The sequence below is a fragment of the Acinetobacter sp. MYb10 genome, assembly GCF_002980175.2.
GTDB classification, from domain to species: domain Bacteria; phylum Pseudomonadota; class Gammaproteobacteria; order Pseudomonadales; family Moraxellaceae; genus Acinetobacter; species Acinetobacter guillouiae.
Window position 1 is genome coordinate 966,668 of record NZ_CP058272.1, and the last position, 25,797, is coordinate 992,464.

Here is a 25,797-nt window from a genome sequence, read left to right on the forward strand (position 1 = left end):
TTAACTGAATTTAGTACTTTTTATAAAATTTCGGACTTAAAAGGCCATTCTATAAGTTTTCGTCATCAAAATACGCTAAAATACGCGATTGCTTTTTTAATGTCTTTGGAAATATTCATGAATTCGAAACCACGTCTTTCTACATATTGGGTTACCTGTGCAGATGGACTAGAAACCTTACTGCAAGAAGAAATTCAAGGTTTAGGGATTCAAGATATTGAAAAATTTCCTGGACGTTTAGTCTTTAAAGGCAAACTCGAAGATGCATACCGTGTTTGTATGTGGTCACGTTTGGCTTCTCGTGTACTGACACCGATCCATGTCCATGAACTTGAATTTACCCATGACGCACGTGACGTTGCAGAAGAACTTTATGAAGGTGCGATCAATTTTGATTGGTCACTTATTTTTGCACCACAAAGTACTTTCGCAATTCGTCTTCACGTAGAACGTGATATTAAAGTCAATACACAGTTTGCGACTTTACGTGTTAAAGATGGTGTGGTTGATTCCTTCATGGAAGCTGTAGGAAAACGTCCAAGTATCGACATTAAACAGCCTGAAATTACCCTGTATGTGCTTGCTGGAAAAACTGAACACACCTATTGTTTAGATTTATCTGGGGATTCTTTACATAAGCGTGGCTATCGTCGTTTTATGACAGATGCCCCAATAAAAGAAAACCTAGCAGCCGCTATCCTACAAAAAGCACAGCTTAAACAACGCAATCCAGAAATTATTCTTGACCCAATGTGTGGTTCAGGAACCTTTATTATTGAATCATTGATGATCCTAACTGATCGTGCACCTGGTTTAGTGCGCCGTTTCGGCTTTAATGGCTGGAATGGGCATGATCATGAGTTATGGATGTCGATTAAAGCTGAAGCAGCTGAACGTCATAAAGTTGCCCTAGAACAACCTTTACCTAAATTCTATGCCTATGATGCAGATTGGGAAGCAGTAAAAGCAACCAAACAAAATATTATTGCTGCTGGATTTGAGCAACAACTGGATCAAATTCAAATTGAAGAGCGTACTTTAGCAGATTGGCCTGATTTCCAAGCAGAAGGCAAAACTTCATTTATTGTCACCAATCCACCTTATGGTGAGCGTTTAGGGGAAAAAGCCTCTAACCGAGCTTTATATCTGGGTCTGTCAGCACTTCTACAAAAGAATTTCCCCAATCAACATGCTGCCGTTATCGCAGCAGCTGTTGAACAAGCTGATGTATTGGCATTTAACAATCCACAAATCTTACGTTTAATGAATGGTAAATTGCCAATTTATATTCGTTTTGGTGATATTAAGCCTGCAGCAGTGGTTAAACCTTTCCTTGCAGATTGGCAACCTCAACAATTTGAAAAAATTGAAGGTGCAGAAGACTTTACCAATCGTTTACAAAAAAATATGCAAGCTTTGAAAAAATGGGCTGTAAAAGAAGATATTTATTGTTTACGTCTCTATGATGCAGATTTACCAGACTTTAATGTCGCTGTAGATTTGTATGGTGATCGTTTACATGTTCAAGAATATGCACCACCAAAAACCATTGACCCAGAAAAAGCCAAAAAACGTTTTAACCTCGCTTTGGCTTCAATCCGTGCCGTAACAGGTTTAGGTCGTGATGCGATCTTTATCAAAACCCGTGCCCGTCAAGAAGGTAAAACCCAGTATGCAAAACAAAGTACTGCATCTAAACGTTTTATTGTTCAAGAAGGTAAAGCCAAAATTTTAATCAACTTGACTGATTATTTGGATACTGGATTATTCCTAGATCACCGTCAAATGCGTCTACGTATTGCAGCTGAAGCTAAAGGAAAACATTTCCTGAACCTGTATAGTTATACCTCTACAGCAAGTCTACACGCTGCTTTAGGTGGTGCTGCAAGTACGACAAGTGTTGACTTATCCAATACTTATCTAAATTGGTCTAAAGAAAACTTTGTCTTGAATGGCTTAACAGTTGATCATCCAGATGAACAGCATCAATTCTTCTCAAGTGATTGTTTTGAATGGTTAAAAGAAGGTCATGAACAATATGACATGATTTTTATTGACCCACCAACCTTCTCAAATTCAAAGAAATTCTACGGTACTTTTGACGTGCAACGTGACCATATTTCTTTACTTAAACGTGCAATGAATCGTCTAACCACAGAGGGAACGTTGTATTTCTCAAATAACTATCGTGGTTTTGAGATGGATGAAGAAATCGATGCAATGTTTGATGTACAAGAGATCACCAATGAAACAATTGGCTTAGATTTCAAACGTAATCAAAAAATCCATAGAGCATGGAAAATTAAACACTTCCCTGTTTAATCATGTTGGACCTCGGGCTTATTTATAAGCCACGGGGTCAATTTCGTGTCCTATATAAAGTGTAACGCGATCTTGGGTTGTAATTCGAACATCATGGCGTTGATATGGATTATAACCAACCTCAATTATTCTATATTTTTCTAGTGGCTTTAAATATTTATCCCCAGGTTGATTTGGATCTGGATCTTTTTTCTGCCACTCGAAATCAGTTAATACAGTAGAATAAATTTCATCTTTTTTAGCATCGTCTGACCTTTCCTGAGCAACTTGTTTATGCAGATTATTTTGCTCTTCTACAGGTTGTTGTGCATTTTCCTTTACAGCTTTAATAATAATGGGTGACAGTTTAACCACACCTACAGATTGCTCTGCAAGATCTTGATCATCTAATTTATCTGCCAATGCCTCTATCGAACTGAATGCCATCAAGAGAAAACCGAATATTTTTAAATAATCAGATTTGTCCTTATCTTTGATCCTCATGATCAACTTTTCCTTTCTTATTATTCCTCATTGAAAAAACTATCAATTTTTGACCGTTTTTTCAATAAATTCATGAAAAACCCGATAATAGGTAAAACCTAAATAAACACGCATAAATAATTGAAGATTAAAATAATATGATAAAAAGCCAAGGCTATGCCGATTGCTTCTTCTAGATGGTTTATAGATCTATGCATCCCTATAGCTCTGGATGCTTGATTGGGGGATTAAACAGGCCTTAATAAACCTTTGCATCAATTCTGTGATGTGTAGTGTTTTCCCTATTATGCGGAAAGTCTTAATGTGGCATTCTGCTGCACAATCAACCTCATTTCCCCTTCACAAGTGCTATCCATCAATATTACTTCCCCTTGCACCAATGCTTGCACTTATGTAGAACACTAAAAAGTCCTCAAGCTTGCAATGCCATACCTTATATTCAAAATAACACGCAAAAATATAAATGCATATCCAATAAAAAAGCCAACCACCTTGCGGTAGTTGGCTTCGGTTATACTGTTGGATAAATTAACTTAATTTTAATTTACCAAAATCAAGTTGACCATTTTCAGCACTGATTAAGATGGTATCACCTGCTGTAAATTGACCGGCAAGGATTTGCTGAGCCAATGGATTTTCAACCTGTTGTTGAATTGCACGTTTAAGTGGACGCGCACCATATACAGGATCAAAACCAGCATCAATCAGAATATCAAAGGCCTGATCATCGACTTTCAACCCAATATCTCGTTCAGATAAACGTGAACGTAAACGATCCAATTGAATATCCGCAATGCCACGAATTTGTGATTTTTTCAATGAGTGGAATACCACCAACTCATCGATACGGTTAATAAACTCAGGACGGAAATGTTGTGATACGGCATTCATCACCGTTAAACGAACATCTTCATCACTCGCACCTTCACCGAGTTCACGTACATCACTTGAACCTAAGTTCGATGTCATCACAATCACAGTATTTTTAAAGTCAATCAAACGACCTTGTGAGTCAGTTAATCGACCATCATCCAACACTTGTAATAAGATGTTGAATACATCTGGATGGGCTTTTTCAACTTCATCAAATAACACCACACTATACGGTTTGCGGCGTACTGCTTCAGTTAAAACACCACCTTCTTCATAACCCACATAACCTGGAGGAGCACCTACCAAGCGACTCACCGAATGCTTTTCCATAAACTCTGACATATCGATACGGATAATTGCATCATCACTGTCAAATAAGAAGTTACCTAAAGCCTTGGTTAACTCGGTTTTACCCACCCCTGTTGGTCCAAGGAATAAGAACGAACCACTTGGACGATTAGGATCAGATAAGCCCGCACGTGAACGACGAACTGCATTTGAGACAGCAACCACAGATTCATCCTGTCCCACCACACGGTTATGTAAGAAATCTTCCATATGAAGCAATTTCTCACGCTCGCCTTGTAGCATTTTTGATACAGGAATACCGGTTGCAGCACTGACCACTTCTGCAATTTCATTTTCAGTCACTTTGGTACGAATCAGTTTCGGTTCTTCATTGACTTCCGCAACCTCTTCTTCATTCAAACGTTTTTGCAACTCTGGAATTACGCCATATTGCAAACGACTTGCTTCTGCCAAATCACCTTCACGTTGCGCTTTTTCAAATGCAGTACGTGCTTTATCAAGTTCGATTTGCGCCTGATTTGTACCATCGACTAGACGCTTTTCTGCAATCCAAATTTCTTCCAAATCACTATATTCTTTTTCAACATCTGCAATTTGTTTTTCCAAATGCTCAACTTCAGCTTTACTGACTGAATCTGCATCTTTTTTCACCGCTTCCAATTGCATTTTTAATTGGATTAAACGGCGGTCTAAACGGTCAAGTGGCTCAGGTTTTGAGTCAATTTCCATTTTGATACGTGATGCTGCTTCATCAATCAAATCAATCGCCTTATCTGGCAATTGACGGTCTGTAATATAGCGATGTGACATTTTCGCAGCAGCTATAATGGCAGAGTCGAGAATTTGCACACCATGATGCGTTGCATATTTGTCTTTTAGACCACGTAAAATTGCAATGGTGTCTTCAACACTTGGTTCATCCACCAAAACTTTTTGGAAACGACGTTCTAATGCTGCATCTTTTTCAATAAATTGACGATACTCATCCAGTGTTGTTGCACCCACACAACGTAATTCACCACGTGCCAATGCAGGTTTTAACATATTACCTGCATCCATAGCACCATCACCTTTACCTGCACCGACAAGCGTATGCAGCTCATCAATAAACAGGATGATCTCACCATCAAATTTAGCCAGATCTTTAAGTACTGCTTTTAAACGTTCTTCAAACTCACCACGGTATTTTGCACCAGCCAGCAACGAGCCTAAATCTAATGATAAAACACGTTTACCTTTTAAGCCTTCAGGCACCTCACCATTGATAATACGCTGTGCCAGACCTTCAACAATCGCTGTTTTACCTACACCTGGTTCACCAATCAATACCGGATTATTTTTAGTCCGACGTGACAGCACTTGAATGGTACGACGGATTTCTTCATCACGACCAATCACAGGATCGAGTTTGCCTTCCGCAGCACGTGCCGTTAAATCTACGGTATATTTATTGAGTGAATCTCGCTGATCTTCATGGTTATTTGCCATAACTTGTTCGCCACCTCGAATATTTTCAATTGCTTTGCGTAGTTTGTCGGTTGTTACACCTACACTGGTTAACAATGTTTTGGTTGCACCTGTTTCAGCAAGTGCCAAGATCACCCAGTCGGTAGATAAAAATTCATCTCCTGCTTTTTGAGCAAAACTATCTGCCAAATTAAGCGCACGTACAGCTTCTGGATTTAAATTGATATCCCCAGTCGGTGTTCCAATTTTTGGTGCATCAGTTAAAGCTTTTTGCAGTTTTGTTTTTAACTCAGGTAGATTGGCGCCTGACTGTTGCAACAGACTTAGATTGGATGGTTCTTCCAACAAAACGGAAAGAATATGAATACCCTCAATTGCGGTATTATCATTACCCATTGCCTGAGATTGTGCATCAGATAAGGCTTGCTGCAGGCGGTTCGTAAATTTTTCAAATCGCATTCTTGTTATTCCTCACAACAAATTTTGTACTTGAATAATAAATGGGAACGTTTTTTTCGATTTCAATAGCAATAATGAATTAATTTATATATTTTTCAAAAACTTACCAAAACACTTGGAATAGATTTCAGTATTAATATCTGTGCTGAAACGTTATTTTTCAAGTAAGCTGATGGAAAAATATAGAGGATTAGTTTTTTAAGCGTTTGTATTTTCAACGATATGCTTTAGAGTAAGGAGTATTGAGAGATTTTAGTATAAGAACAATGTTGACTTTCGGTAAATCATTAACTGTGTTAATTGCAGTATCTGCACTGTATGCCTGTGGCTACAAATCGCCAAATAGTGAAGAATTTCCGCACAAACATATCCAGCAATTAACACCGAATATATCAGGCATAGAATTAAAATGGTTTAACACTTCTGATGATATAAATAGAAAAGCCATCAATGAAAATTTTATCATCTACAGTTGCCCTGAAAGTGATGTGAAACAAAAACCTGTAAAAAACTTTAAAATATGTACTTACGATTTAAATCACGATCAACAGATTCAGCCTCATTCCATTGCTGCACAAACAAATCAATTTATCGATCAAATGTTCGCGCTAAATCACAGTCACTTTCTCATCACTATTAAAACCTTTCAATCTGGTGTGAATGATCCAATGCAAGCCTATTTGTTCAATGCACAGACACAAAATTTAACGGCCTTGACTTCATTTTCTTATACTGCATTTTCTCAGACAATTTTAGAACAAATGGTACAGGAAAAGACCTATCAAAAGAAAGTTTTAGAATATGGCACTACGGTTTATTTTGATCCTCAATATATTTCTGCTAAAGAAGCCGCAGAAGCTCAAGAAGAACTCAAACAACAACAGCAATCTGTAATCGAAAATTTCAAAGATATTTTTAGAGACAGGCCTGAAGAGCCAAAGCGTGATTTTTCACCAGATGATTATCGTGTTCAACCTGCCGAACCTTTTAATTTAAAGCTTATTCAACAGTTAAAGCTTTATCTACAACAATACCAAGCAGAATGCTATTTAATGGTTGATCCCGAAACACAGCTCTTAAAAACACCACAAAGTTATATATATGGTCATGATTTTTCTCAATTTCTGCCACAGTTAGAAAAAGAGTTAGGGCTGTCTGAATGCAAAAAACCAGCGGAATCATCACCTGTAAATGCCAAATATCTAAAATATCAAAGTATTGATGATGTTAAGGGCTCAGGAAATCATTATGTATTTTGGTTTACGCCCATTGGTTATGATGTATTCGAAATCAAACAGCATGGGCAAAATAAACAATTTAAGCTGCCCATTGACTCTGCTTGGATATATCAAAGTAGAAATAAACTGATCATCATCTATGGTCAGACTTACTTTGTCATCCCACTTTCTTAATGAAGCATTTTAACTTAATAAAAATCTTAACCTACGCTATTTATTAAGTATTCAATAGCTTTACACTTCTGACTTTGTTGCAGAACTTTGAGAAACCGCACTATTCGCTGCGACACTTTGAGTAATCCATACATTCCCACCAATTACGGCGCCTTGACCAATGGTAATACGCCCAAGAATGGTTGCACCTGCATAGATCACCACATTGTCTTCAACGATTGGGTGACGTGCATATTCTTTCTGTAAGCGCCCAGAATCATCAATTTCAAAACGTTTGGCGCCAAGCGTTACGGCTTGGTAAATCCGCACATTTTTACCAATAATACAGGTTTCACCAATCACCACACCTGTACCATGATCAATAAAGAAACCTTGATCGACTTGTGCACCTGGATGTATATCAATACCAGTTTTTGAATGTGCAATCTCAGCAATTAAACGTGCCAGTAGCGACAAATCTTTTTTATAAAACTCATGTGCAATTCGGTGGTAAATAATTGCCAAAATACCCGGATAACACAATAAAACCTCATCAACACTTCGCGCAGCTGGATCACCATCGTAGGCTGCAATAACATCTGTATCTAAAATACGGCGTAGATCTGGTAATTTTTGTGCAAATTCACTGACGATACTTTGTGCCAATACCTCAATCACATCGGCATTTTCGTTGTGTTTTTTATATTTATAATCATAGGTTAAATTGAGTTTGACTTGCTCCAATAATGAGTGCAGAGTTTTCTCAAGTGCATGTGCAATATAAAAATTTTCGCTTTGTTGGCGTAGGTCAGGTGGTCCAAGTCGCATTGGAAACAAAATGCCACACAGATCATTCATAATTTTCTTAATTTCATCTTTTGAAGGTAATTCCCTACCGCCAAAGTCTTTTAAGCTTTTACGTTGAGTACGCCATTCATTTCGAGCTTGTTGTAGCTCATCCACAATATTGGGGATATTCCATTGGGTCATATATTTACCTACTGAAATGACTTTTCACAATCCATGCGCTTAACATGAAATTTTATTATTCACTTTGAATAAACAGGGTCTGTTGGCAATTCGTTTATGTTTGCGACGACGAGTGTTTTTTAGGCGATCCGAGGCACGAAATACGAAATTTAGTCATCTAAATTAGTTGTTCGTAACGAAGTAGCGGCAAAAAACACTCTAGTCCCTCAACTACGCTTTAGACTGCAAACAAAGCAGTGCTTTGTTCTTACTCTGGGTTATCGTTAAAATTATCTCAGCCTACATTATAAAACGCAGAAATAAGCTGGCTATGCTCCTTATCCCATGCGTTACGACATATTCGCCTCATGCTCATTTTAACCTACAACGCAAACTATAATATGAAATGCTAGCAGACCCTTGATACTATTTTATTAGCAATCTTGTAGATAAACATTCTTCGTATAAAGATATCTTTAAAAATCATTTAAACCCTATTTCAAAATAAGAATAAGCAATTCAATTTTTATTAATTTATAGAATATAGAAAATCATTATAGTTGTTATCAATACATCTGATACATCAAGACTTAGATGTAATTCTAAGTTTGAAGAAAGGCAACTGAAATGACGAGTTTAAATCAACAACACTTTACCGAATTAACAACGGCTCAAATTGAAAACATCTTTGAACAAGCAAAACAACGTGTAGAAGATCATTATTTAGAATTTACAGGGACGATTTTACCTCATGAAGCATGGGCTTTGTTTAAAGCGGGTCATGTGGTGATTGTCGACGTACGTACCAACGAAGAACGTAAGTTTGTGGGCTATGTAGAAGATACCATTCATATTCCTTGGGCAACAGGAACTGCTCTAAACCGCAATCCACGCTTTGCCAAAGAACTTGAAACTAAAATTGGAAAAGACAAGATCATTCTACTGCTTTGTCGTAGTGGTAAACGTTCCGCAGCAGCTGCAAATGTGGCTTTTAATGCGGGTTTTGAAAATATTTACAATATCGAACAAGGCTTTGAAGGCGACCTTGATGAAAATGATCATCGTGGTTCTTTCAATGGATGGCGTTTCCACAACTTACCTTGGCGTCAGGAATAAAGCTTTTGCTTTATTCCCCTTATGCATTTTTATAAGCAGTTGAGAATGATTAAAGACGCTCTTAATTAGAATCAAATTAATGCAATAAATACCCGTCACAATTAAACACCAATAGCAAAATTCTTACTTTATTGGAGATGATAAAAAACAGCATTTTTAAATCAAATCAGTAATCAATAATTAATTTCAAATACCACCAAGGATTAAAACATGGCTAAGAACCAAGAAGTCACACGCCAAGCGCTAAATGATCAAGCAGCCCGTCAACTTGCCAATGCGACAAAAACAGTACCTCAACTCTCAACTATTACACCTCGTTGGCTGACACATTTATTGCAATGGACCCCTGTTGAAGCAGGTATTTATCGGGTCAACAAAGTCAGCAATACCGATGACATTCAGGTGGCTTGTACACAACGTGATGAAGCAACACTTCCACAAACTTTTGTCGACTATGAAGTTAATCCACGTGAATATTTTTTAAATGGTGTTTCCACTGTACTGGATATTCATACCCGTGTTTCTGACTTATATAGTAGTCCACACGATCAAATCAAAGAACAGTTACGTTTAACCATTGAAACCATTAAAGAACGTCAAGAAAGTGAATTGATCAATAATCCTGAATACGGCTTATTGGCTAGTGTTGCAGATGAGCAACGTATTTCCACTTTGACGGGTGCACCCACACCAGATGATTTTGATGATTTACTGCGTAAAGTTTGGAAAGAACCAGGCTTCTTCTTAGCACATCCCGATGCGATTGCCGCTTTTGGACGTGAATGTACCCGTCGTGGTGTTCCACCACCAACTGTAAGCCTATTTGGTTCACAGTTCATCACTTGGCGCGGTATTCCACTGATTCCTTCAAATAAAATTCCAGTTGAAGACGGCAAAACCAAAATCATCTTGTTACGCGTTGGTGAAAAGCGTCAAGGTGTTGTTGGCTTATTCCAACCAGGTCTTGCTGGTGAACAGGCACCTGGCCTATCTGTACGCTTTATGGGCATCAATCGTAATGCAATCGCCTCTTACTTAATCTCCTTATATTGTTCTCTTGCTGTGTTGACAGATGATGCACTCGCTGTGCTCGAAGATGTGGAGGTAGACAAGTACCATGACTATCCAACAACTTACAAGTAATCAACCTACTCCAGATATTTCTTCTGATCATATTGCTGATGCACCCATCAGTGAATCTGTCATTGCACAATTGGCTGCTGAATTTTTTTCGGCTTTACCCAAGCAAAACCCACAAGGTTTTAACTTTGATATACCCGATCAACGATCTCAAGGTATTAGTCACCAACCACAGCCTAAAGACCCGATTACTGCATTGTCTGGGCGCATACCTGCTATTGTGCAACAGGCAAATTTAAACCCGGATTCTACACATCACTATGTAGAACCGACCGCCGACCATCCCGAGCGTAGAATTCTATCTTCTTCGCCCATTGTTGGTGGTGCAAATACTCCTGATCCATTTGCTGTCGGACAAAAGCTAGATTTGTCTTTGGATCCTACACAAATCACACAACAGACTGCACCATCAAACCTAACAACCACTGCGCCACATCAAGCTCAATCGAGTTATTACTTTTTGGATCTGCCTCACCCTGAAGTTACCAGCGCCCAAACAGTCAATACCAATGCGGCTCAAACTGATGTGCTTAAAAATCCATATGCGTTTGATCATTATCATGTGACAGATGATCAGCAATTAAAAAGTGTATTACAAGATCGTAATGACAAACCTGCAACAGCAGCGTCTGGTTATTATTTTCTTCAATCACCCACCATTGAAGCTGTTCGTCCGCATTCAGATGTGCAAATACCAGCGAATGCTCAGAACTATCAACCCATTGATATTTTGCAAATCCTTCGGGATTTTCCCATCCTACAAGAGCGTGTAAATGGTAAGCAATTAGTTTGGTTGGATAATGCAGCCACCACCCATAAACCTCAGGCGGTCATCGATCGAATTTCATATTTCTATCAACATGAAAATTCGAATATTCACCGTGCAGCACATGAACTTGCAGCACGTGCCAGTGATGCTTATGAGCATGCACGTGATGTTGTTGCTCGCTTTATTGGGGCCGCTTCAGCAAAAAATATCGTCTTTGTTCGAGGTACAACAGAAGGCATCAACTTAATCTCAAAATCGTGGGGTAAACAGAATATTCAAGCGGGAGACGAAATTATTGTGTCCCATCTTGAACATCATGCCAATATTGTGCCTTGGTACCAACTCAGTAAAGAAACTGGTGCAAAACTCCGTGTAATTCCTGTAGATGATACTGGTCAGATTCAGATTGAGGAGTTTGTAAAATTGCTCAATCCTAGAACCAAACTGGTTTCGATTACACAGGTTTCAAATGCCTTGGGTACTGTAACGCCTACTCAAGAAATTATTGCATTGGCGCATGCAGCAGGTGTGCGAGTTTTGATTGATGGTGCTCAGTCTGTTTCGCACATGCCCACCAATGTTACTGCCTTAGATGCCGATTTCTTTGTGTTTTCTGGGCATAAAGTTTTTGGCCCAACGGGTATTGGCGCTGTTTATGCCAAGTCTGAATTACTTGATAGCATGCCTGTATGGGAAGGCGGCGGAAATATGATTCAGGATGTGACGTTTGAGAATGTGGTCTATCAACCTGCACCAAATAAATTTGAAGCAGGTACGGGGAATATTGCAGATGCTGTTGGCTTAGGCGCTGCTTTAGAATACGTAGAAAGTATTGGAATCCATAACATTGCACGTTATGAACATGACTTGCTTGAATATGGTCAACATGCACTACAAAGCGTTTCTGGACTACGCCTGATTGGTACTGCATTAAATAAAGCCAGTGTGATGTCTTTTACACTGGCAGGCTATGAAACGGAAGAGGTCGGGAAAGTACTCAATCAATATGGTATCGCCGTGCGTACTGGGCATCATTGTGCCCAACCGATCTTACGCCGTTTCGGTGTTGAACGTACGGTACGCCCTTCTCTTGCGTTTTATAATACCACTGAGGAAATAGATTTATTGGTTTCAGTATTGCATCAACTCCGCCGTGCTAAACCTTATAAATCCTAATTTTAAACTTTAGCTTTTAAAGCTTAATTTTTAAGTTTTAGTTTTAGTTTTAGTTTTAGTTTTAGTTTTAGTTTTCAAAGACTTTATTGATCGTTCATAATCACATGCTTAATTAATTAGGCATGTGATTTTCGAGGTGAAGATTATATGATCTATTTTTGAATAGGGTACATAATTTATCCAATGGCTAAAAACACCCCCTAAATTCGATAAAAAGCTACACTACAACAAAAAAATTAAGCCACCATTTAGTTTAAATCAGTTTGATCTACCACTATTTTCATCAACCTATTTTTGCATCATTTCTAAGGCGATGTTACTCTTAACTTTAAAGTAAATATATCAACTGTACCTGTTAGTAAGGACAGTAATCTTTCGAGCTAACAAATCGTGGGTCTGCATAATTCTTTTGAATGATAGCCTTCCATTTAATACGCTTATCTTCCAGCCATTTAAGCGTCTTTAAATCTTCCTGATTTGTAGTGGGTCTAATCTTGCTATAATCAGATACAAACTTCCCTATCCAACAATAGTCGGAAATTAAGCTAGGCAATGCATCATTTTCTATTTTTCCATTGAAAAGACTTTGTTCTTCATAAGCTTTTAAAATAGACACTTTCATTAATGCTGAATCATAAATAGCATCAGATACTTCACTCTTGATTTTTTTATCTATTACCTTATAAATTGGTGTATCCAAAGAGAAATAAGCACTTGAAGATTCAAATGATTGCTTTAATTCCTTACTGTCTAATTCAGTAGCATTAGAACAAGCACTTAAACTAACAGAGATAAAGCAAATAAAAATTATTCTTTTTTTCATTTTAATACCTATTTGGTGGAAATGGGGTGAGAGGACCTTCCCCTCTATAGGTTCTGTCATCTGTTAATTGTTTGACCATTCCTGCATGATAGTCTTGTTTAAAAATTCTATTAAAAGTTTGTCTATTAATATATAAAGGGCAATAATTATTACGAGCCAACGCCCTTGTATCTAAGAGAACTTGCTTAATATCCATGGCATTTTTGATTCCCAAAATAAGCATAACATCTGTAGGTGAAAAGCCAGTTTTCACTTTTAGACTAAATGCTGTTTTTTCAAATTCATGAATAATCTGAAAAGCTTCTTTTTGAGCATGTTTTTTAACGTACTGGCTGAATTTTATATACATTTGAGTATTAAATGAGAGCTTGCTAAGCATGCCATCACCTAATTTATTAATATCATATTCTAGTCCAAAACGTACAGCTAACAAAACTTCAATTTTATTAGTAAGTTCGGCCTGTGACCAATACCAACTATCAAAAAAGAAATTATATGGTGCTGCCTTGTAATAATTATCAACTTTTAAAATTGGGTTACAAGTTAAAGAATTATACTTACATAGCTCTACATCTTCAGGAAATTGACCATTCGGTAACCCTATACTATCGCTCATAGCTTACTCCCAACTTTCCATAGGTTCAGATAAGACTGGGATAATGAATTGTATCTGTTCTTCTTCATTTCCTGAATTGATGGCTTGTGTTTTTCCTTCAGCATCCGTGATGCCTTCAATAACTTCACCTGAAGCTCTTATTATTCTATAAGGTAATTCTGTGATAGGCTCATTCGTGGTTTCATCTAATAATTGATACTGCAAACCAAAATTTGTTGAGATTACTTTATCTATAAAGCTATTTTGTAAAGGCTCTTTTGAGCTTGAAGAACTTCTATAATTCTCACCTTGGCTTGTTCCAACAACATGATCTTGTTTAGGTAAAATTTTAGCTCCACAAGTCAATAAGTCATCAACATAAGCAACAGCTTTGCCATCCATAATAATATGATCATGGCTTTTAACAATTTCAGACCAACATTTGCACTTAGGGCAAAAGTGACCATCTCCAGCACGTAGAAATAGATTTCCCATTTGAGAGGTTCGTTGTTGTGTTGCTTGAATGATACCTCCATGATTTGTCATAGAGTTATGAATTGCAAAACCTTTAGCCATGATTAACACCTTCTTGGCACAAAAAGCCTTCAGGGGCCTTATCACCGATAAAGATATTTATAGCTACAGAGTTATTAGGGCTATCGACAATCTCATCACCATTCTCTAAGTGGCTTCCTACCAATGCAACGGACTGACCATTTATAAGGCACCCCTTGCCAGCACCTGAAATGATTTTAGAAATCTCCCCATCTACATAAATGACATCATCACCGACTAAAGCAATAGGCAATCCACCAATTCGGCTTTCCAATGCACTCGCTTTCACTAACCCACCATTTTTGGTTTTAGCCCCATTTACCGCAAGGTAATAGATCTTTTTGGGCCTATGTCGAAAATAAAGCTGCTCTGCTTTTATTGTTTGCTTTATGTCTTCTTGAGACATTTGTTTTAACTGTTCAATTGGTAATTCATGTAAAAAATTAGGTTTTGTCATACATAGTCCAATTATTGTTATTGAATGAAGAACATAGCGATTAAAACATAAAATCAACTATTAAGACAAATTTAATTGAATTATTAATTATATTTAATAATTTAAATTTATTTACTCAAATTAACGACAGTCTTTTATGGCGCTTCTGTTCTGATTATCTCGCTTATATAAGTTTATGACCAATCGCATAAAGTAAATCACATACATCTTTCTTGTCCTATAATTTAACAATCACATGCTTGAGCATCTAAATAAAAAAGCGAGATACTACAAAAAATTAAACCATGTATGTTATTTATGCCTTCAATCAAAAAACTTTTCCTACTATCTAGCTTAATTATAGCAACTCAATCCTTTGCCTTACCTCAAGACTCACGTCGTGCAGGTGGCATAGCGGTTATTCCTGTTCCTAAAACCGTGTTAAATGTCACTTACCAAGACAAACCTGTCTTGATCGTGGATGGTGAAAATTCAGTAAACCATATTGTTTTTGGTATTCCGCTTTCAGTACCACTGGGTATACTGCAATTACAAAGCTCAACAGGCCCAATTAATATTGAAGTGAAGCCATTTAAATATGCTGAGCAGCGCCTCAATGTAAAAAATCAGGATTATGTCAATCCAAATCAAGAACAACTTGATCGTTATAGCCAAGAAGCTAAAGAACAAAATAGTGTTTACAGCTCTTTTAGCCCTGCTCAATGGAAAGACTTTCCAAAATTCATCAGACCTACAGCAGGAAAATTTAGTAATTCATTTGGTCGTAAACGCTTTTTTAATGGTGAAGAGCGTGCTCCACATTCTGGTTTAGATATCCCTGCCCCCATCGGACAAAAAGTTGTTGCGCCAGCTGCGGGAAAAGTGGTTGCGACAGGTAATTATTTCTTTAATGGGAATACCGTCATGATCGATCACGGACAAGGTCTGATCAGTATGTTTTGCCACCTCAGTAAAATAAATGTAGAAAAAGGGCAAATCTTGAAACAAGGTGAATTATTGGGATTGGTGGGTAAAACAGGGCGAGTAACAGGTCCACATCTACACTGGGGAATGAGCTTAAATAATGCCAGAGTTGACCCACAATTATTTTTATCACCTTAATTTAGCAAGAAAAATGCTAAGAATCCGTTGAACGGTTGTTTCAAAAATGCTTATTTTTGAATAAATACACATTTTGTAATAATTTATTTTTTTTAATTTTGACCAGATAAGTCACCGACTTAAGTCGTCAAAACCCATTAAAAAAAAGCCAATCTTTTGATTGGCTTTTTTTTAATTAAGTCAGTTATTCTGCAGAAATAATTTCAAAATCATGGGTGATTTCGACACCACCATCGGACAGCATTTTACTTGCTGAGCAATACTTTTCGGCTGATAATTCAACAGCTTTAGCCACTTGCTTCTCTTTTACTTCATGCCCTGTCACCACAAAATGTAAATGTATCTTAGTGAATACAGCTGGAATCGTGTCTGCTCGATCCGCTTTGAGCTGACAAACAACATTTGTTACATTTTGCCTAGATTTCTTTAAGATGGTCACAATATCGAATGAAGCACACCCACCAAGTCCCATTAATATGAGTTCCATAGGACGTGGTCCACGGTTTTCACCACCATATTCAGCAGAACCATCCATTACAATTTGATGACCACTTTCTGATTTTGCTTCGAAAGCAACATTCTCTAACCAATGAACGCTAGTTTGCATTGCAACTACCTAAAAAAAGCTATAAATTTACGGGGTACCTGTACACTAGCATAAAATGAGTTGATAAGGAATTTCATCTCTACTGCTTCTACGTGACGAGTTCAATTTAGATCAACAGATCTAGTTATTATCCAATTCGGAATTTTTAAGCATGTCTTCTAATTTTGCACAACTTAGTACAGATGCTTTGTCTCCTGGTCAACTACCTGAGTCAGTCAAAGCTTTGCTCAAAAGAGCCCACATCAATCGTTTTCCAAAACGCTCAACGATTATTGATGCAGGTTCAGAGTCAAAATCACTGTATTTAATTTTAAAAGGTTCAGTTTCAATTATTTTACGTGAAGATGATGAACGTGAAATTGTTGTTGCATATTTGAACCCTGGGGACTTTTTTGGGGAAATGGGATTATTTGAGCAGAATCCACAACGTACTGCGGAAGTAAGAACCCGTGACGTATGTGAAATTGCTGAAATTTCATATGACAATTTCCACGAAATTAGTAAACAATATCCTGACTTAAGTTATGCCGTATTTGCACAACTTGTTCGTCGTTTAAAAAATACAACACGCAAAGTAACTGACCTTGCATTTATTGATGTATCTGGTCGTATTGCACGTTGTTTAATAGATCTTTCAGCACAGCCTGAAGCGATGATCTTGCCAAACGGCCGCCAAATCCGCATTACTCGCCAAGAAATTGGTCGTATCGTGGGTTGTTCCCGTGAAATGGTTGGTCGTGTTCTAAAAACACTTGAAGAACAAGGCATGATCGAAACCGACGGTAAAGCCATCCTTATATTTGATGTATCTTTGGAAGAATCTAATTTTTCTGAAGACGAACTAAGCACAGATGATGAATAAAGCTTAAGAACAAATTTGAGAATTTAATTCCTTAAAGAATTATGTTGAATGGGATAAATATCAAATATTGTCAAAAAGTTAAAATATAGTTTAAAAGCAAACTCCCGAGTTTGCTTTTTTCATGTTGCGATAAATACACAGAGAATTACTGTGAGCTGGTCTCATGACCATGTTATAAAACAAGACCAAGCTAAAATGAGCATTTTATAAAAAAATCAGATAACTTTATCTTATTTTGATAATTAGAAACATTCTTTCACTTAGTTATCAAATTTAAATTACGTTATTATTCTCATAAGATACTGAATATTAATTTTGAAGGACATGAAATGAAGTCAAATCGTTTAGGGCATTCTGATCTTGTTGTACCTGAAATTTGTTTAGGTACCATGACCTTTGGTGAACAGAATAATCAAAATGAGGCATTTGAACAACTTGCTTATGCGCTCGATCAAAATATTCATTTCTGGGATACTGCTGAAATGTATCCGGTACCACCTAAACCAGAGACACAGGGATCGACTGAAAGCATCATAGGGAATTGGATTGCTCAAAACGGTCAACGTGACAAACTCATTATCGCCACCAAAATTGCAGGCCCCCAACAAGGCGGCAGTCAAATTCGTGATGGGCATACCAAGTTTATAGAAGCAGAGATCAGTAGTGCTATTGATAGCTCGCTCAAGCGCTTACAAACAGATTATATAGATCTTTATCAACTGCATTGGCCACAACGCCCTGTTAACTTCTTTGGCACGTTAGGCTACAGCAATCAGCTTGCGGCACGTACACAAGACATTACACCACTTGCTGAAACCTTAGAAGCACTCTCGAAAGAAGTGAAAAAAGGGCGTATTCGTCATATTGGCTTATCCAATGAGACACCTTGGGGTACCTTAAAATTTTTACATTTAGCTGAACAATTGGGCTTAGAAAAAATAGTGAGCGTACAAAATCCTTATAGTCTACTCAATCGTACTTATGAAATTGGGATGTCTGAGATCGCACAACACGAGGGCGTTGGCTTACTCGCTTACTCACCCTTGGCCTTTGGTTACTTAACTGGCAAGTATCGCCACGGCGCACGCCCTGAAAAAGGACGTATTACACTATTTTCTCGCTTTAGCCGCTATAGCAATCCACAGAGCGATTGGGCGACAGAACAATATGCACAGCTTGCAGAAAAACATGGTTTAAGCCTTACCCAATTGGCTTTGGCATTTATTAAACAACAATTTTTTGTGAGTAGTACCATTATTGGTGCGACTACGCTCGACCAACTAAAAGAGAATATTCAGGCCTTTGATACCCAATTGTCTGAAGAAATCTTATTGGAAATAGATGCGATTCATCAGCAGCAGCCAAACCCTGCACCTTAAACGCTATTTTTGAAACGCTCGTTGTTCTACGTTGTTTTCAATAAAAAAGGATGCATAAGCATCCTTTTCTATTCGATAGGTTTTATCAAAAAACTTATCTTCCGCCTCGCGCAGTATAAACTGCCATTGCAGCAGGTAAATTCTTTTTCATTGCATTGATACGATTGACATCAGATGGATGTGTTGACAGTAATGCAGAACCTTTTCCTCCACCCTGTTTCGCCATTTTTTCCCACAAGGTAATTGCCGCTTGAGGATTATAGCCAGCTTTCGCCATCATCATTAAGCCACCCTCATCCGCACGACTCTCTAAACTACGTGAGTATGGTAAGCCTACCCCGACTTGACTTCCCAAATCGAGCGCTGCATTGCCTAATTCACCAATTTGGCTGCCTGCATAAGATTTACCAATACCAACTGCAAGATTGGTCAACGCTTGCGCACCTAATTTTTGTTTCGAGTGCTCTTCTAAAGCATGGGTCATTTCGTGGCCCATCACCGCAGCAACTTCAGCTTCAGATAGATTAAGTCGATTTACAATCCCTGTGTAGAAAACCACTTTACCACCGGGTGCAACATAAGCATTGATTTCGTCTGACTTAAGTACCGCCAATTGCCAATCAAATCTTTGACCCGTTTGGTTCATTTGATCAGCAAAAGGTTTTAATCGAATAAATGCTGCATTTACTTTTTTATAAGTTGCAGAAGTTGTATCTAAAGTCTTATTCAAACGTGCTTCTTGCACTGTTTTATTAAAGCCTTGTGTTGCATTTAAATTAAGCGTTGCAGAATCAGCACCTGCCATATCTGCGATAGTTGAGCACCCTGAAATTGAAATGGCAGTCGCCGCACAAAGACTAAGCATTAATTTATTGTTCATTATAATCAACTCCATGGAGAACAAATAAAAGCATTGTGGATTATATGCAAATGTTACATAAGGATAAATCAATAAAATCCATTAATTCATATTAATTATGTAAGTGAAATATCACAAAAATTGAATCGCCAACCAATATATGAGACAAATTACATTCAGGGTCAAATATATGTTTTTCAATGGAATAATCTTTTGTTCTAAATGTTGATCATTTCTTTTGATAAACAAAAATGCATTCTGGATCAAAATAATAGGAACCAGTACACATGCAACCATCACACTCAAACCAAGCAATGCATTATTGATGATATTCAGATCATTGGTTTGTGCCTGAATAATCAGCATTGCGATCGTTGGAGCACCGCCCATTGCGAAAATCAGAGAATAAAATATCGTACTCGATATATTCTTTTGCATCCTACAAACTCAATGTGTGTCTAAAAATACATTTTAACAAGCTAAGCTTGAAAACCTAGTCTAATTGATATCGACTTTAGTCTTTTTTAGCTGTAAATAAAAAGCCCGATTTACATCGGGCTTAACGTTCTACAATCAAATTACTTTTTAATCACAGATTGATAGATTTGCTTTGCTTCAACCATGTTTTTGTTTAAATCTGAAATACGGTCGTTATTTGATGGGTGCGTTGAAGTGAACTTCTGTACCCCATTATTACTACCACCATCAATCTTGTTCATTTTTTGCCAAACGCTGATTGCTGCTTCAGGATTATAGCCAGCTTTCGCCATAAGCATTAATCCACCACGGTCAGCAGACGACTCTAAACTACGTGAATATGGTAAACCTACACCATATTTACTTCCGATATCTAAAGCTTGAGTGCCGACTGAGCCCAATTTATCGCCTGCATAAGTTTTGCCCATTTTCACAGCAAAATCTGTAATTGCAGTTGCGCCAGCACCACGTTTAGAATGCTCTTCTAAGGCATGGGTCATTTCATGTCCCATAATGGCAGCAATTTCAGGATCAGTCAGTTTCAATTGATTGACGATACCTGTAAAGAACACAACCTTACCGCCAGGCATGACAAATGCATTGAGTTCATTGGATTTAAGCACGCTCAATCGCCAGTCAAATTTTTGACCAGTTTGATTTGCTTGATCAGCAAAAGGTTTCATCTTTAAGAAAACAGCATTAACTCGTTTATATGTTGCAGATGTTGTATCAAGTGCTTTTTGTGCCTTTGCATCTTCAACAAGAAGTTTATAATCTGCTGCTGCATTGAGGTTTAAAGTCGCAGAATCATTACCCGTTAATTCAGCAACAGTGGTACACCCTGTTAAGCCTATAGCCAACCCTAAGCCAAGTAATAGTTTCTTGTTAATCATTATTTTCACCAAATTTCATAGATCTTATTGCAAGCTTCAAAACGAAGCTCAGCTCTTAGCGGCTGAATTATGTTGTATTTTACAAAAAAAATCAAAATATAATCACACTTTATTTAAAACACCTGAAAATAATAACAATAAAAAAAGCTCCCGCAGGAGCTTTTTAAAGTTTGAATCAATTAAGCATCAAATGGATGACGCATCACAATTGTTTCATCACGATCTGGACCTGTTGAAATGATGTCGATAGGACATTCAATCAACTGTTCAATACGTTTTACATAGTTAATTGCGTTTTGTGGCAATTGATCCAATGATTTCGCACCAAACGTAGACTCAGACCAACCAGGCATAGTTTCATAAATTGGTTTTAATGTTTCAAATGCAAGCGCATCTGTAGAACCCACACAACCTGAATCTGCAGCTTCATAACCGATACAGATTTTCACTTCTTCCAAACCATCTAAAACATCAAGTTTAGTTAAGCAAATACCTGATAATGAGTTTACATCTACAGAACGACGTAAGATTTCAGCATCAAACCAACCACAACGACGCTGACGACCAGTCGACGCACCGAATTCTGAACCCACAGTACCCAAATGTTTACCAACTGAATCACCAACATCATTGGCAGCATCATAAACAAGCTCAGTTGGGAATGGACCTGCACCTACACGAGTTGTATAGGCTTTGGTGATTCCCAAAACATAGTCAAGATGCAATGGACCAAGACCTGAACCAGAACTTACCCCACCAGCGGTAGTGTTCGATGAAGTTACATACGGATATGTACCATGATCGACATCAAGAAGTGAGCCTTGCGCACCTTCAAACATGATGTTTGCACCATCTTTACGATAGTCATGCAATGTTGTAATCACATCTAAAACTAATGGCTTAACCACTTCGCGCCATTGATCACAAAGTGCCAAAACATCTTCAACTTTAACTGCTTCAACACCGAAGAATTGAGTCAATTGGAAGTTATGATATTCAAGAAGCTCTTCAAGCTGTGCTTTAAGATGTTCGCCACCACGAACTAAATCCGCAACACGGATCGCACGACGGGCTACTTTATCTTCATAAGCAGGACCAATACCACGACCCGTTGTACCGATTTTGGCATTACCACGTTTCTTCTCACGCGCTTGATCAAGTGCAATATGGTGAGGAAGAATCAACGGACAGTTTGGAGAAATACGCAGACGTTCACGAACGGGTACGCCTTCTTTCTCAAGAATATCCATCTCTTTGATCAATGCTTCAGGTGAAAGTACAACACCATTGCCAATTAAGCAAAGTACGTTTTCACGTAAAATACCTGATGGAATGAGGTGAAGAACTGTTTTCTTACCACCAACGACGAGCGTATGCCCTGCGTTATGTCCGCCTTGATAACGTACTACCGCAGCTGCTTGATCTGTGAGCAGGTCAACGATTTTACCTTTACCTTCGTCGCCCCATTGGGTACCGAGTACCACAACACTTTTGCCCATAATAGCCTCATTACATCATGCTGTTAAAATAGAAAACCAAATCGAATGACATGAACATTCAATCTGATACTTAAATTGTTTCGATTTTCCACTCACCAGCAACATTCACCATCTGGTGGGTTGCATTTGGAACTGAGTTTAAATCGTCATTACCCAATAACTGAATTACACTTAAACCTTGTTGACGTGCTACGGCAATCGCATCCAGCAACGTGGATTCGGTACCTTTCGGTGCAACTACTTTTTCAATCTGTTGACGTTGACCCGCACTTAAGGAATACAAGTCACAAGAAAAGCCTGTTGCAGGACGCGCGCGTCCAAAGTGTTCACCAATACCATCATAACGACCACCTTGTGCCAACGGTGCAGCACGATTTGGTGCATACACGGCATACATTAACCCAGTGTGATAATGGTATGAACGAAGCTCTACAACATCGATACCAATATTGAGTTTTGGCCAACGTGCTTGAATTTCTGTATATGTTGTTTTAAGTACCTCAAAAGCATTTTTAAATGCTTCATCAGCAAAAATTTCTGCGCTAATATTCGTTTGCAATGCATCCAGATCACTTGCATAACGACCTAAAGCATAAAAATCAGAACCAAACTCTAAATCTTGAGTGAATTCAGCAAGTTCTGGTAGTGCTTTGCGCTGATACAAATCAGATAAATGGCTTTCTGTTGATTTGTTTAAACCCACATGTTTTACCAGACTTCTAAACAGTCCTACATGCCCTAAATCAAGATGGATACCATCAGCTAAACCCGCGGTATTAATCAGATTGAGCATCACGTCGATCATTTCAACGTCTGCGTCAATACTGTCTGATCCAAATAACTCTGCACCTAACTGAAGTGGTGCACGTGTGGTATTAAAACCTTGTGGTTTAGTATGAAGTACAGTTCCTGCATAGCAGTAACGCGCCACACCTTGTACTTGATGTACATGGGCATCAATACGAGCCACTTGTGGTGTCATATCGGCACGCACACCAAGTAAACGACCAGAAAGTTGGTCGATGACTTTAAAAGTGGCTAAGTCTAAATCTTGATTCGATTCGGAGAGAGAAGAAAGAGATTCGATGTATTCGATGAATGGCGTATACACCAGCTGATAACCTCGTGATGCGAGGAAATCTAAAGCTTCACGGCGCAATTTTTCAATTACTTGCGCTTGCTCTGGTAATACATCAGCTACACCATCAGGTAATAACCATGTCTCTGAAATGGGCATGTTGTAAACCTAAATCCTGTCAGCGCGGAAGTAATCCGCATAAAAAAATCGGGAACACACCCGATTTCTCTTATTTTAGCACGATCATCTGCGCCATGCATTAATAAAATAACTTTTGATGCCTAGATAATTTGACCACTTATGCATAATTTAGGCAAAAAACTATCTATTACACATTACCCCACTTCAATTCTTTGTATTTATTTAACTTTTCACACCAGTGTTGATTGCTATTTACGTTATTCAAAATATAATTTATTCGTTTAGAAAAACAGCATCTATTTAAAGCAACTGAAAACTAAAAATTGGGGAAGTATGGAACTACATAGCAACTTATATTACACGCATCCAAATACGGAAATCATGCAAAAGCTAGGCCGTTTATTTCAAGAGCATTGCGGTGAACAAGACAAATTTATTGCTATTGCAGTTGAGCTCAATTCACAATTGGGGCAAGAACTTGCAGAAGATCTTTTAAATACAGTTAACAATATTGATTTTGATTTGGGTCCTGAATCATTACACGCTATTGCAGGCTATTCAGTTGCCCATTTTGTGCATGGTTCTTCGGGTGATGAGTTTATCGAAGCAATCCTACTTTTCTTAAAAGCATTACTCCCTGAAATTCACACTCTGGCTTGGGGTTGTGGGGATGATGACCCGTGGGAATTCTGGTTTAAATTTGAAGGCGATGAGTTGATTCGTGAAGATGATGAACCTTTCAATGATCCTGAACAAGATGACGAAATAAAATCTTCCATTTATACATGGTGGCATACAGGTTTACCTGAAAAAATCAAAGAAGGTTTCTTAAACCAAGAATAAATTTTCATTCAGATTTAAAGGGAAGTACAAAATCGAATCGCTGTACTTCCCTATTATTTTGACTCTTTCAGCTATTTTAAATAGTCCTCAATACTGACTACTTGTGAAAATATTTGAAAGGCTGACAAACAGGCTGTTTGTACTTCTTCTGCTTCAACTGTTCTGCCTGAATAGCTCAATTGACGCGTCGCTGTAGCGTCTGCAATGATCGTCGGTTGATAAGCAAATTCTGCCGCTGCACGTGACGTCGCATCAACACACATATGCGTCATCATGCCACTAATCACCAATTTATCAACATTCAGTCGCTCTAATTCTGCTTTTAAAGTGGTTTGAAAAAAGCTATTGGGATAATGTTTTTCAATCACAATTGAATCGGTCTTAACGCGTAAATCCGTATGCAATGCTACACCCTGCGTTCCTGCTTCAAAAAATGTAGCATTGGGTTGATTGGCAATATGCTGAATATAAATAATCGGCTGCTCACGCTTTATAAATAGATCTTCCAATCGATTGATCTGTTTTAAAGCCTGTTCCGCACAGAACAACTCCATTTTTCCTTGAGGAAAATAATCATTTTGGACATCTATTACTAATAATGCAGTTTGGCTCATGGTGTTTCCCTAACCCTTGTGTTGATGTTTTTATAAGATTAATCAAAACAGCTGGCGATTTGCAGTCACTCATGAAAGAATAATCAATTAGAAACTTTCAAACTGAAAATTTGTTCAATTCACTATGTTGCCAAATGACCCAATTGACCTCAAAATTTTAAAAATACTGAAAACTGATTCTCGGCTAAGCAATAAAGAGATCGGAAAATTAGTGCACCGTACAGGCCAAGCTGTAGGAAGTCGCATTGCTCGAATGCAAGATGAAGGAACGATTCAGAAATATACAATTACGCTACAGCACCAATCAACACAATTTATACGTGTGATGATGCAAAATAATGAATTTGAACAGTTTGAAGCATTTATCGCTCAATTTGAGTCAATTGAAAGTTGCTATAAAGTCTGTGGTTCCGCTTGCTATATGCTGGTTGCTCATTTCGATAGTCATGCAATCAATCTATTTATTGAGCAACTCTCTGAATGGGGACAATATTCAGTAGATAGTGTCGTAAGAGCAATTGAAACTCAGCCTTAATTTTA

General features: G+C 37.9%; 24 protein-coding genes. 10 read left to right on the forward strand and 14 right to left on the reverse strand.

Going from position 1 to position 25,797, the window contains the following annotated elements; translation table 11 throughout:
* Window positions 1-117: 117 nt before the first annotated feature.
* Window positions 118-2,322: a bifunctional 23S rRNA (guanine(2069)-N(7))-methyltransferase RlmK/23S rRNA (guanine(2445)-N(2))-methyltransferase RlmL gene (gene rlmKL / locus CQZ96_RS04615; protein ID WP_105712845.1), complete on the forward strand. Its 2,205-nt coding sequence runs from the start codon at window positions 118-120 to the stop codon at window positions 2,320-2,322.
* 18 nt (window positions 2,323-2,340) lie between these two features.
* On the opposite strand, the gene CQZ96_RS04620 is transcribed toward rlmKL, so the two are convergent.
* Together CQZ96_RS04620 and clpB are read right to left on the reverse strand one after the other, a co-directional pair.
* Window positions 2,341-2,805: a hypothetical protein gene (locus CQZ96_RS04620; protein WP_105712846.1), complete on the reverse strand. Its 465-nt coding sequence runs from the start codon at window positions 2,803-2,805 to the stop codon at window positions 2,341-2,343.
* 528 nt (window positions 2,806-3,333) lie between these two features.
* Entirely contained in the window at window positions 3,334-5,913 is a 2,580-nt protein-coding gene (gene clpB, locus CQZ96_RS04625; protein ID WP_105712847.1) for an ATP-dependent chaperone ClpB, read from the reverse strand.
* Between the two features lie 266 nt (window positions 5,914-6,179).
* Between clpB and CQZ96_RS04630 the strand changes: the two genes are divergently transcribed.
* Window positions 6,180-7,325, forward strand: a complete 1,146-nt coding sequence (locus CQZ96_RS04630; RefSeq protein WP_105712848.1) for a hypothetical protein — start codon at window positions 6,180-6,182, stop codon at window positions 7,323-7,325.
* 60 nt (window positions 7,326-7,385) lie between these two features.
* On the opposite strand, the gene epsC is transcribed toward CQZ96_RS04630, so the two are convergent.
* Entirely contained in the window at window positions 7,386-8,294 is a 909-nt protein-coding gene (epsC, locus tag CQZ96_RS04635) for a serine O-acetyltransferase EpsC (protein ID WP_004820985.1), read from the reverse strand.
* A 606-nt stretch (window positions 8,295-8,900) separates the two neighbouring features.
* Between epsC and CQZ96_RS04640 the strand changes: the two genes are divergently transcribed.
* From CQZ96_RS04640 to CQZ96_RS04650, 3 genes are all read left to right on the forward strand, one after another.
* Window positions 8,901-9,389, forward strand: a complete 489-nt coding sequence (locus tag CQZ96_RS04640) for a rhodanese-like domain-containing protein (protein ID WP_004721117.1) — start codon at window positions 8,901-8,903, stop codon at window positions 9,387-9,389.
* Window positions 9,390-9,599: 210 nt separating this feature from the next.
* The gene (locus tag CQZ96_RS04645; protein ID WP_004721119.1) at window positions 9,600-10,532 is read left to right on the forward strand and encodes a family 2A encapsulin nanocompartment shell protein; all 933 of its coding nucleotides are present in this window, start codon (window positions 9,600-9,602) and stop codon (window positions 10,530-10,532) included.
* Window positions 10,507-12,474, forward strand: coding sequence for a family 2A encapsulin nanocompartment cargo protein cysteine desulfurase (locus CQZ96_RS04650; RefSeq protein ID WP_105712849.1), 1,968 nt, complete (start codon window positions 10,507-10,509; stop codon window positions 12,472-12,474). Before CQZ96_RS04645 ends, CQZ96_RS04650 begins: the two co-directional genes overlap by 26 nt.
* Before the next feature lie 355 nt (window positions 12,475-12,829).
* Here CQZ96_RS04650 and CQZ96_RS04655 read toward each other — a convergent pair whose 3' ends face one another.
* From CQZ96_RS04655 to CQZ96_RS04670, 4 genes are read right to left on the reverse strand one after another with little or no spacing between them, the layout of a single operon-like run.
* Window positions 12,830-13,297 (reverse strand): hypothetical protein, encoded by a 468-nt coding sequence (locus CQZ96_RS04655; RefSeq protein ID WP_056510544.1) that lies wholly within the window; start codon window positions 13,295-13,297, stop codon window positions 12,830-12,832.
* Between the two features lies 1 nt (window position 13,298).
* Window positions 13,299-13,913: a hypothetical protein gene (locus CQZ96_RS04660; protein WP_056510542.1), complete on the reverse strand. Its 615-nt coding sequence runs from the start codon at window positions 13,911-13,913 to the stop codon at window positions 13,299-13,301.
* A 3-nt stretch (window positions 13,914-13,916) separates the two neighbouring features.
* Window positions 13,917-14,468 (reverse strand): PAAR domain-containing protein, encoded by a 552-nt coding sequence (locus CQZ96_RS04665; protein WP_105712850.1) that lies wholly within the window; start codon window positions 14,466-14,468, stop codon window positions 13,917-13,919.
* Window positions 14,461-14,904 carry a PAAR domain-containing protein gene (locus CQZ96_RS04670; RefSeq protein ID WP_105712851.1) on the reverse strand — a complete coding sequence of 148 codons (444 nt, stop codon included), beginning with the start codon at window positions 14,902-14,904 and terminating at the stop codon, window positions 14,461-14,463. The genes CQZ96_RS04665 and CQZ96_RS04670 overlap by 8 nt, the downstream gene beginning before the upstream one ends.
* A gap of 297 nt (window positions 14,905-15,201) precedes the next feature.
* Here CQZ96_RS04670 and CQZ96_RS04675 point away from each other — a divergent pair, with 297 nt between their 5' ends.
* On the forward strand, window positions 15,202-16,005 hold the full coding sequence (locus CQZ96_RS04675; protein WP_416377030.1) for a peptidoglycan DD-metalloendopeptidase family protein: 804 nt from the start codon (window positions 15,202-15,204) through the stop codon (window positions 16,003-16,005).
* 184 nt (window positions 16,006-16,189) lie between these two features.
* Here CQZ96_RS04675 and CQZ96_RS04680 read toward each other — a convergent pair whose 3' ends face one another.
* On the reverse strand, window positions 16,190-16,612 hold the full coding sequence (locus CQZ96_RS04680; RefSeq protein ID WP_056510534.1) for an OsmC family protein: 423 nt from the start codon (window positions 16,610-16,612) through the stop codon (window positions 16,190-16,192).
* A gap of 151 nt (window positions 16,613-16,763) precedes the next feature.
* Here CQZ96_RS04680 and crp point away from each other — a divergent pair, with 151 nt between their 5' ends.
* Together crp and CQZ96_RS04690 are read left to right on the forward strand one after the other, a co-directional pair.
* Entirely contained in the window at window positions 16,764-17,474 is a 711-nt protein-coding gene (gene crp / locus CQZ96_RS04685; RefSeq protein ID WP_004721139.1) for a cAMP-activated global transcriptional regulator CRP, read from the forward strand.
* Between the two features lie 329 nt (window positions 17,475-17,803).
* Window positions 17,804-18,853 carry an NADP(H)-dependent aldo-keto reductase gene (locus CQZ96_RS04690; RefSeq protein WP_056510532.1) on the forward strand — a complete coding sequence of 350 codons (1,050 nt, stop codon included), beginning with the start codon at window positions 17,804-17,806 and terminating at the stop codon, window positions 18,851-18,853.
* A 94-nt stretch (window positions 18,854-18,947) separates the two neighbouring features.
* Here CQZ96_RS04690 and CQZ96_RS04695 read toward each other — a convergent pair whose 3' ends face one another.
* From CQZ96_RS04695 to CQZ96_RS04715, 5 genes are all read right to left on the reverse strand, one after another.
* On the reverse strand, window positions 18,948-19,733 hold the full coding sequence (locus CQZ96_RS04695; RefSeq protein WP_004721143.1) for a M48 family metallopeptidase: 786 nt from the start codon (window positions 19,731-19,733) through the stop codon (window positions 18,948-18,950).
* 111 nt (window positions 19,734-19,844) lie between these two features.
* Window positions 19,845-20,150, reverse strand: coding sequence for a hypothetical protein (locus CQZ96_RS04700; protein ID WP_056510530.1), 306 nt, complete (start codon window positions 20,148-20,150; stop codon window positions 19,845-19,847).
* Window positions 20,151-20,290: 140 nt separating this feature from the next.
* Window positions 20,291-21,082 carry a M48 family metallopeptidase gene (locus tag CQZ96_RS04705; protein ID WP_105712853.1) on the reverse strand — a complete coding sequence of 264 codons (792 nt, stop codon included), beginning with the start codon at window positions 21,080-21,082 and terminating at the stop codon, window positions 20,291-20,293.
* Window positions 21,083-21,261: 179 nt separating this feature from the next.
* Entirely contained in the window at window positions 21,262-22,581 is a 1,320-nt protein-coding gene (locus tag CQZ96_RS04710) for an adenylosuccinate synthase (protein ID WP_105712854.1), read from the reverse strand.
* A gap of 70 nt (window positions 22,582-22,651) precedes the next feature.
* Window positions 22,652-23,818: an ATP phosphoribosyltransferase regulatory subunit gene (locus CQZ96_RS04715; RefSeq protein ID WP_105712855.1), complete on the reverse strand. Its 1,167-nt coding sequence runs from the start codon at window positions 23,816-23,818 to the stop codon at window positions 22,652-22,654.
* 315 nt (window positions 23,819-24,133) lie between these two features.
* On the opposite strand from CQZ96_RS04715, the gene CQZ96_RS04720 reads away from it, so the two are divergent.
* Window positions 24,134-24,643, forward strand: a complete 510-nt coding sequence (locus tag CQZ96_RS04720; protein ID WP_105712856.1) for a hypothetical protein — start codon at window positions 24,134-24,136, stop codon at window positions 24,641-24,643.
* A gap of 71 nt (window positions 24,644-24,714) precedes the next feature.
* On the opposite strand, the gene CQZ96_RS04725 is transcribed toward CQZ96_RS04720, so the two are convergent.
* Window positions 24,715-25,257: a cysteine hydrolase family protein gene (locus CQZ96_RS04725; protein ID WP_105712857.1), complete on the reverse strand. Its 543-nt coding sequence runs from the start codon at window positions 25,255-25,257 to the stop codon at window positions 24,715-24,717.
* A gap of 124 nt (window positions 25,258-25,381) precedes the next feature.
* On the opposite strand from CQZ96_RS04725, the gene CQZ96_RS04730 reads away from it, so the two are divergent.
* Window positions 25,382-25,792, forward strand: a complete 411-nt coding sequence (locus CQZ96_RS04730; protein ID WP_004820950.1) for an Lrp/AsnC family transcriptional regulator — start codon at window positions 25,382-25,384, stop codon at window positions 25,790-25,792.
* Window positions 25,793-25,797: the final 5 nt, after the last annotated feature.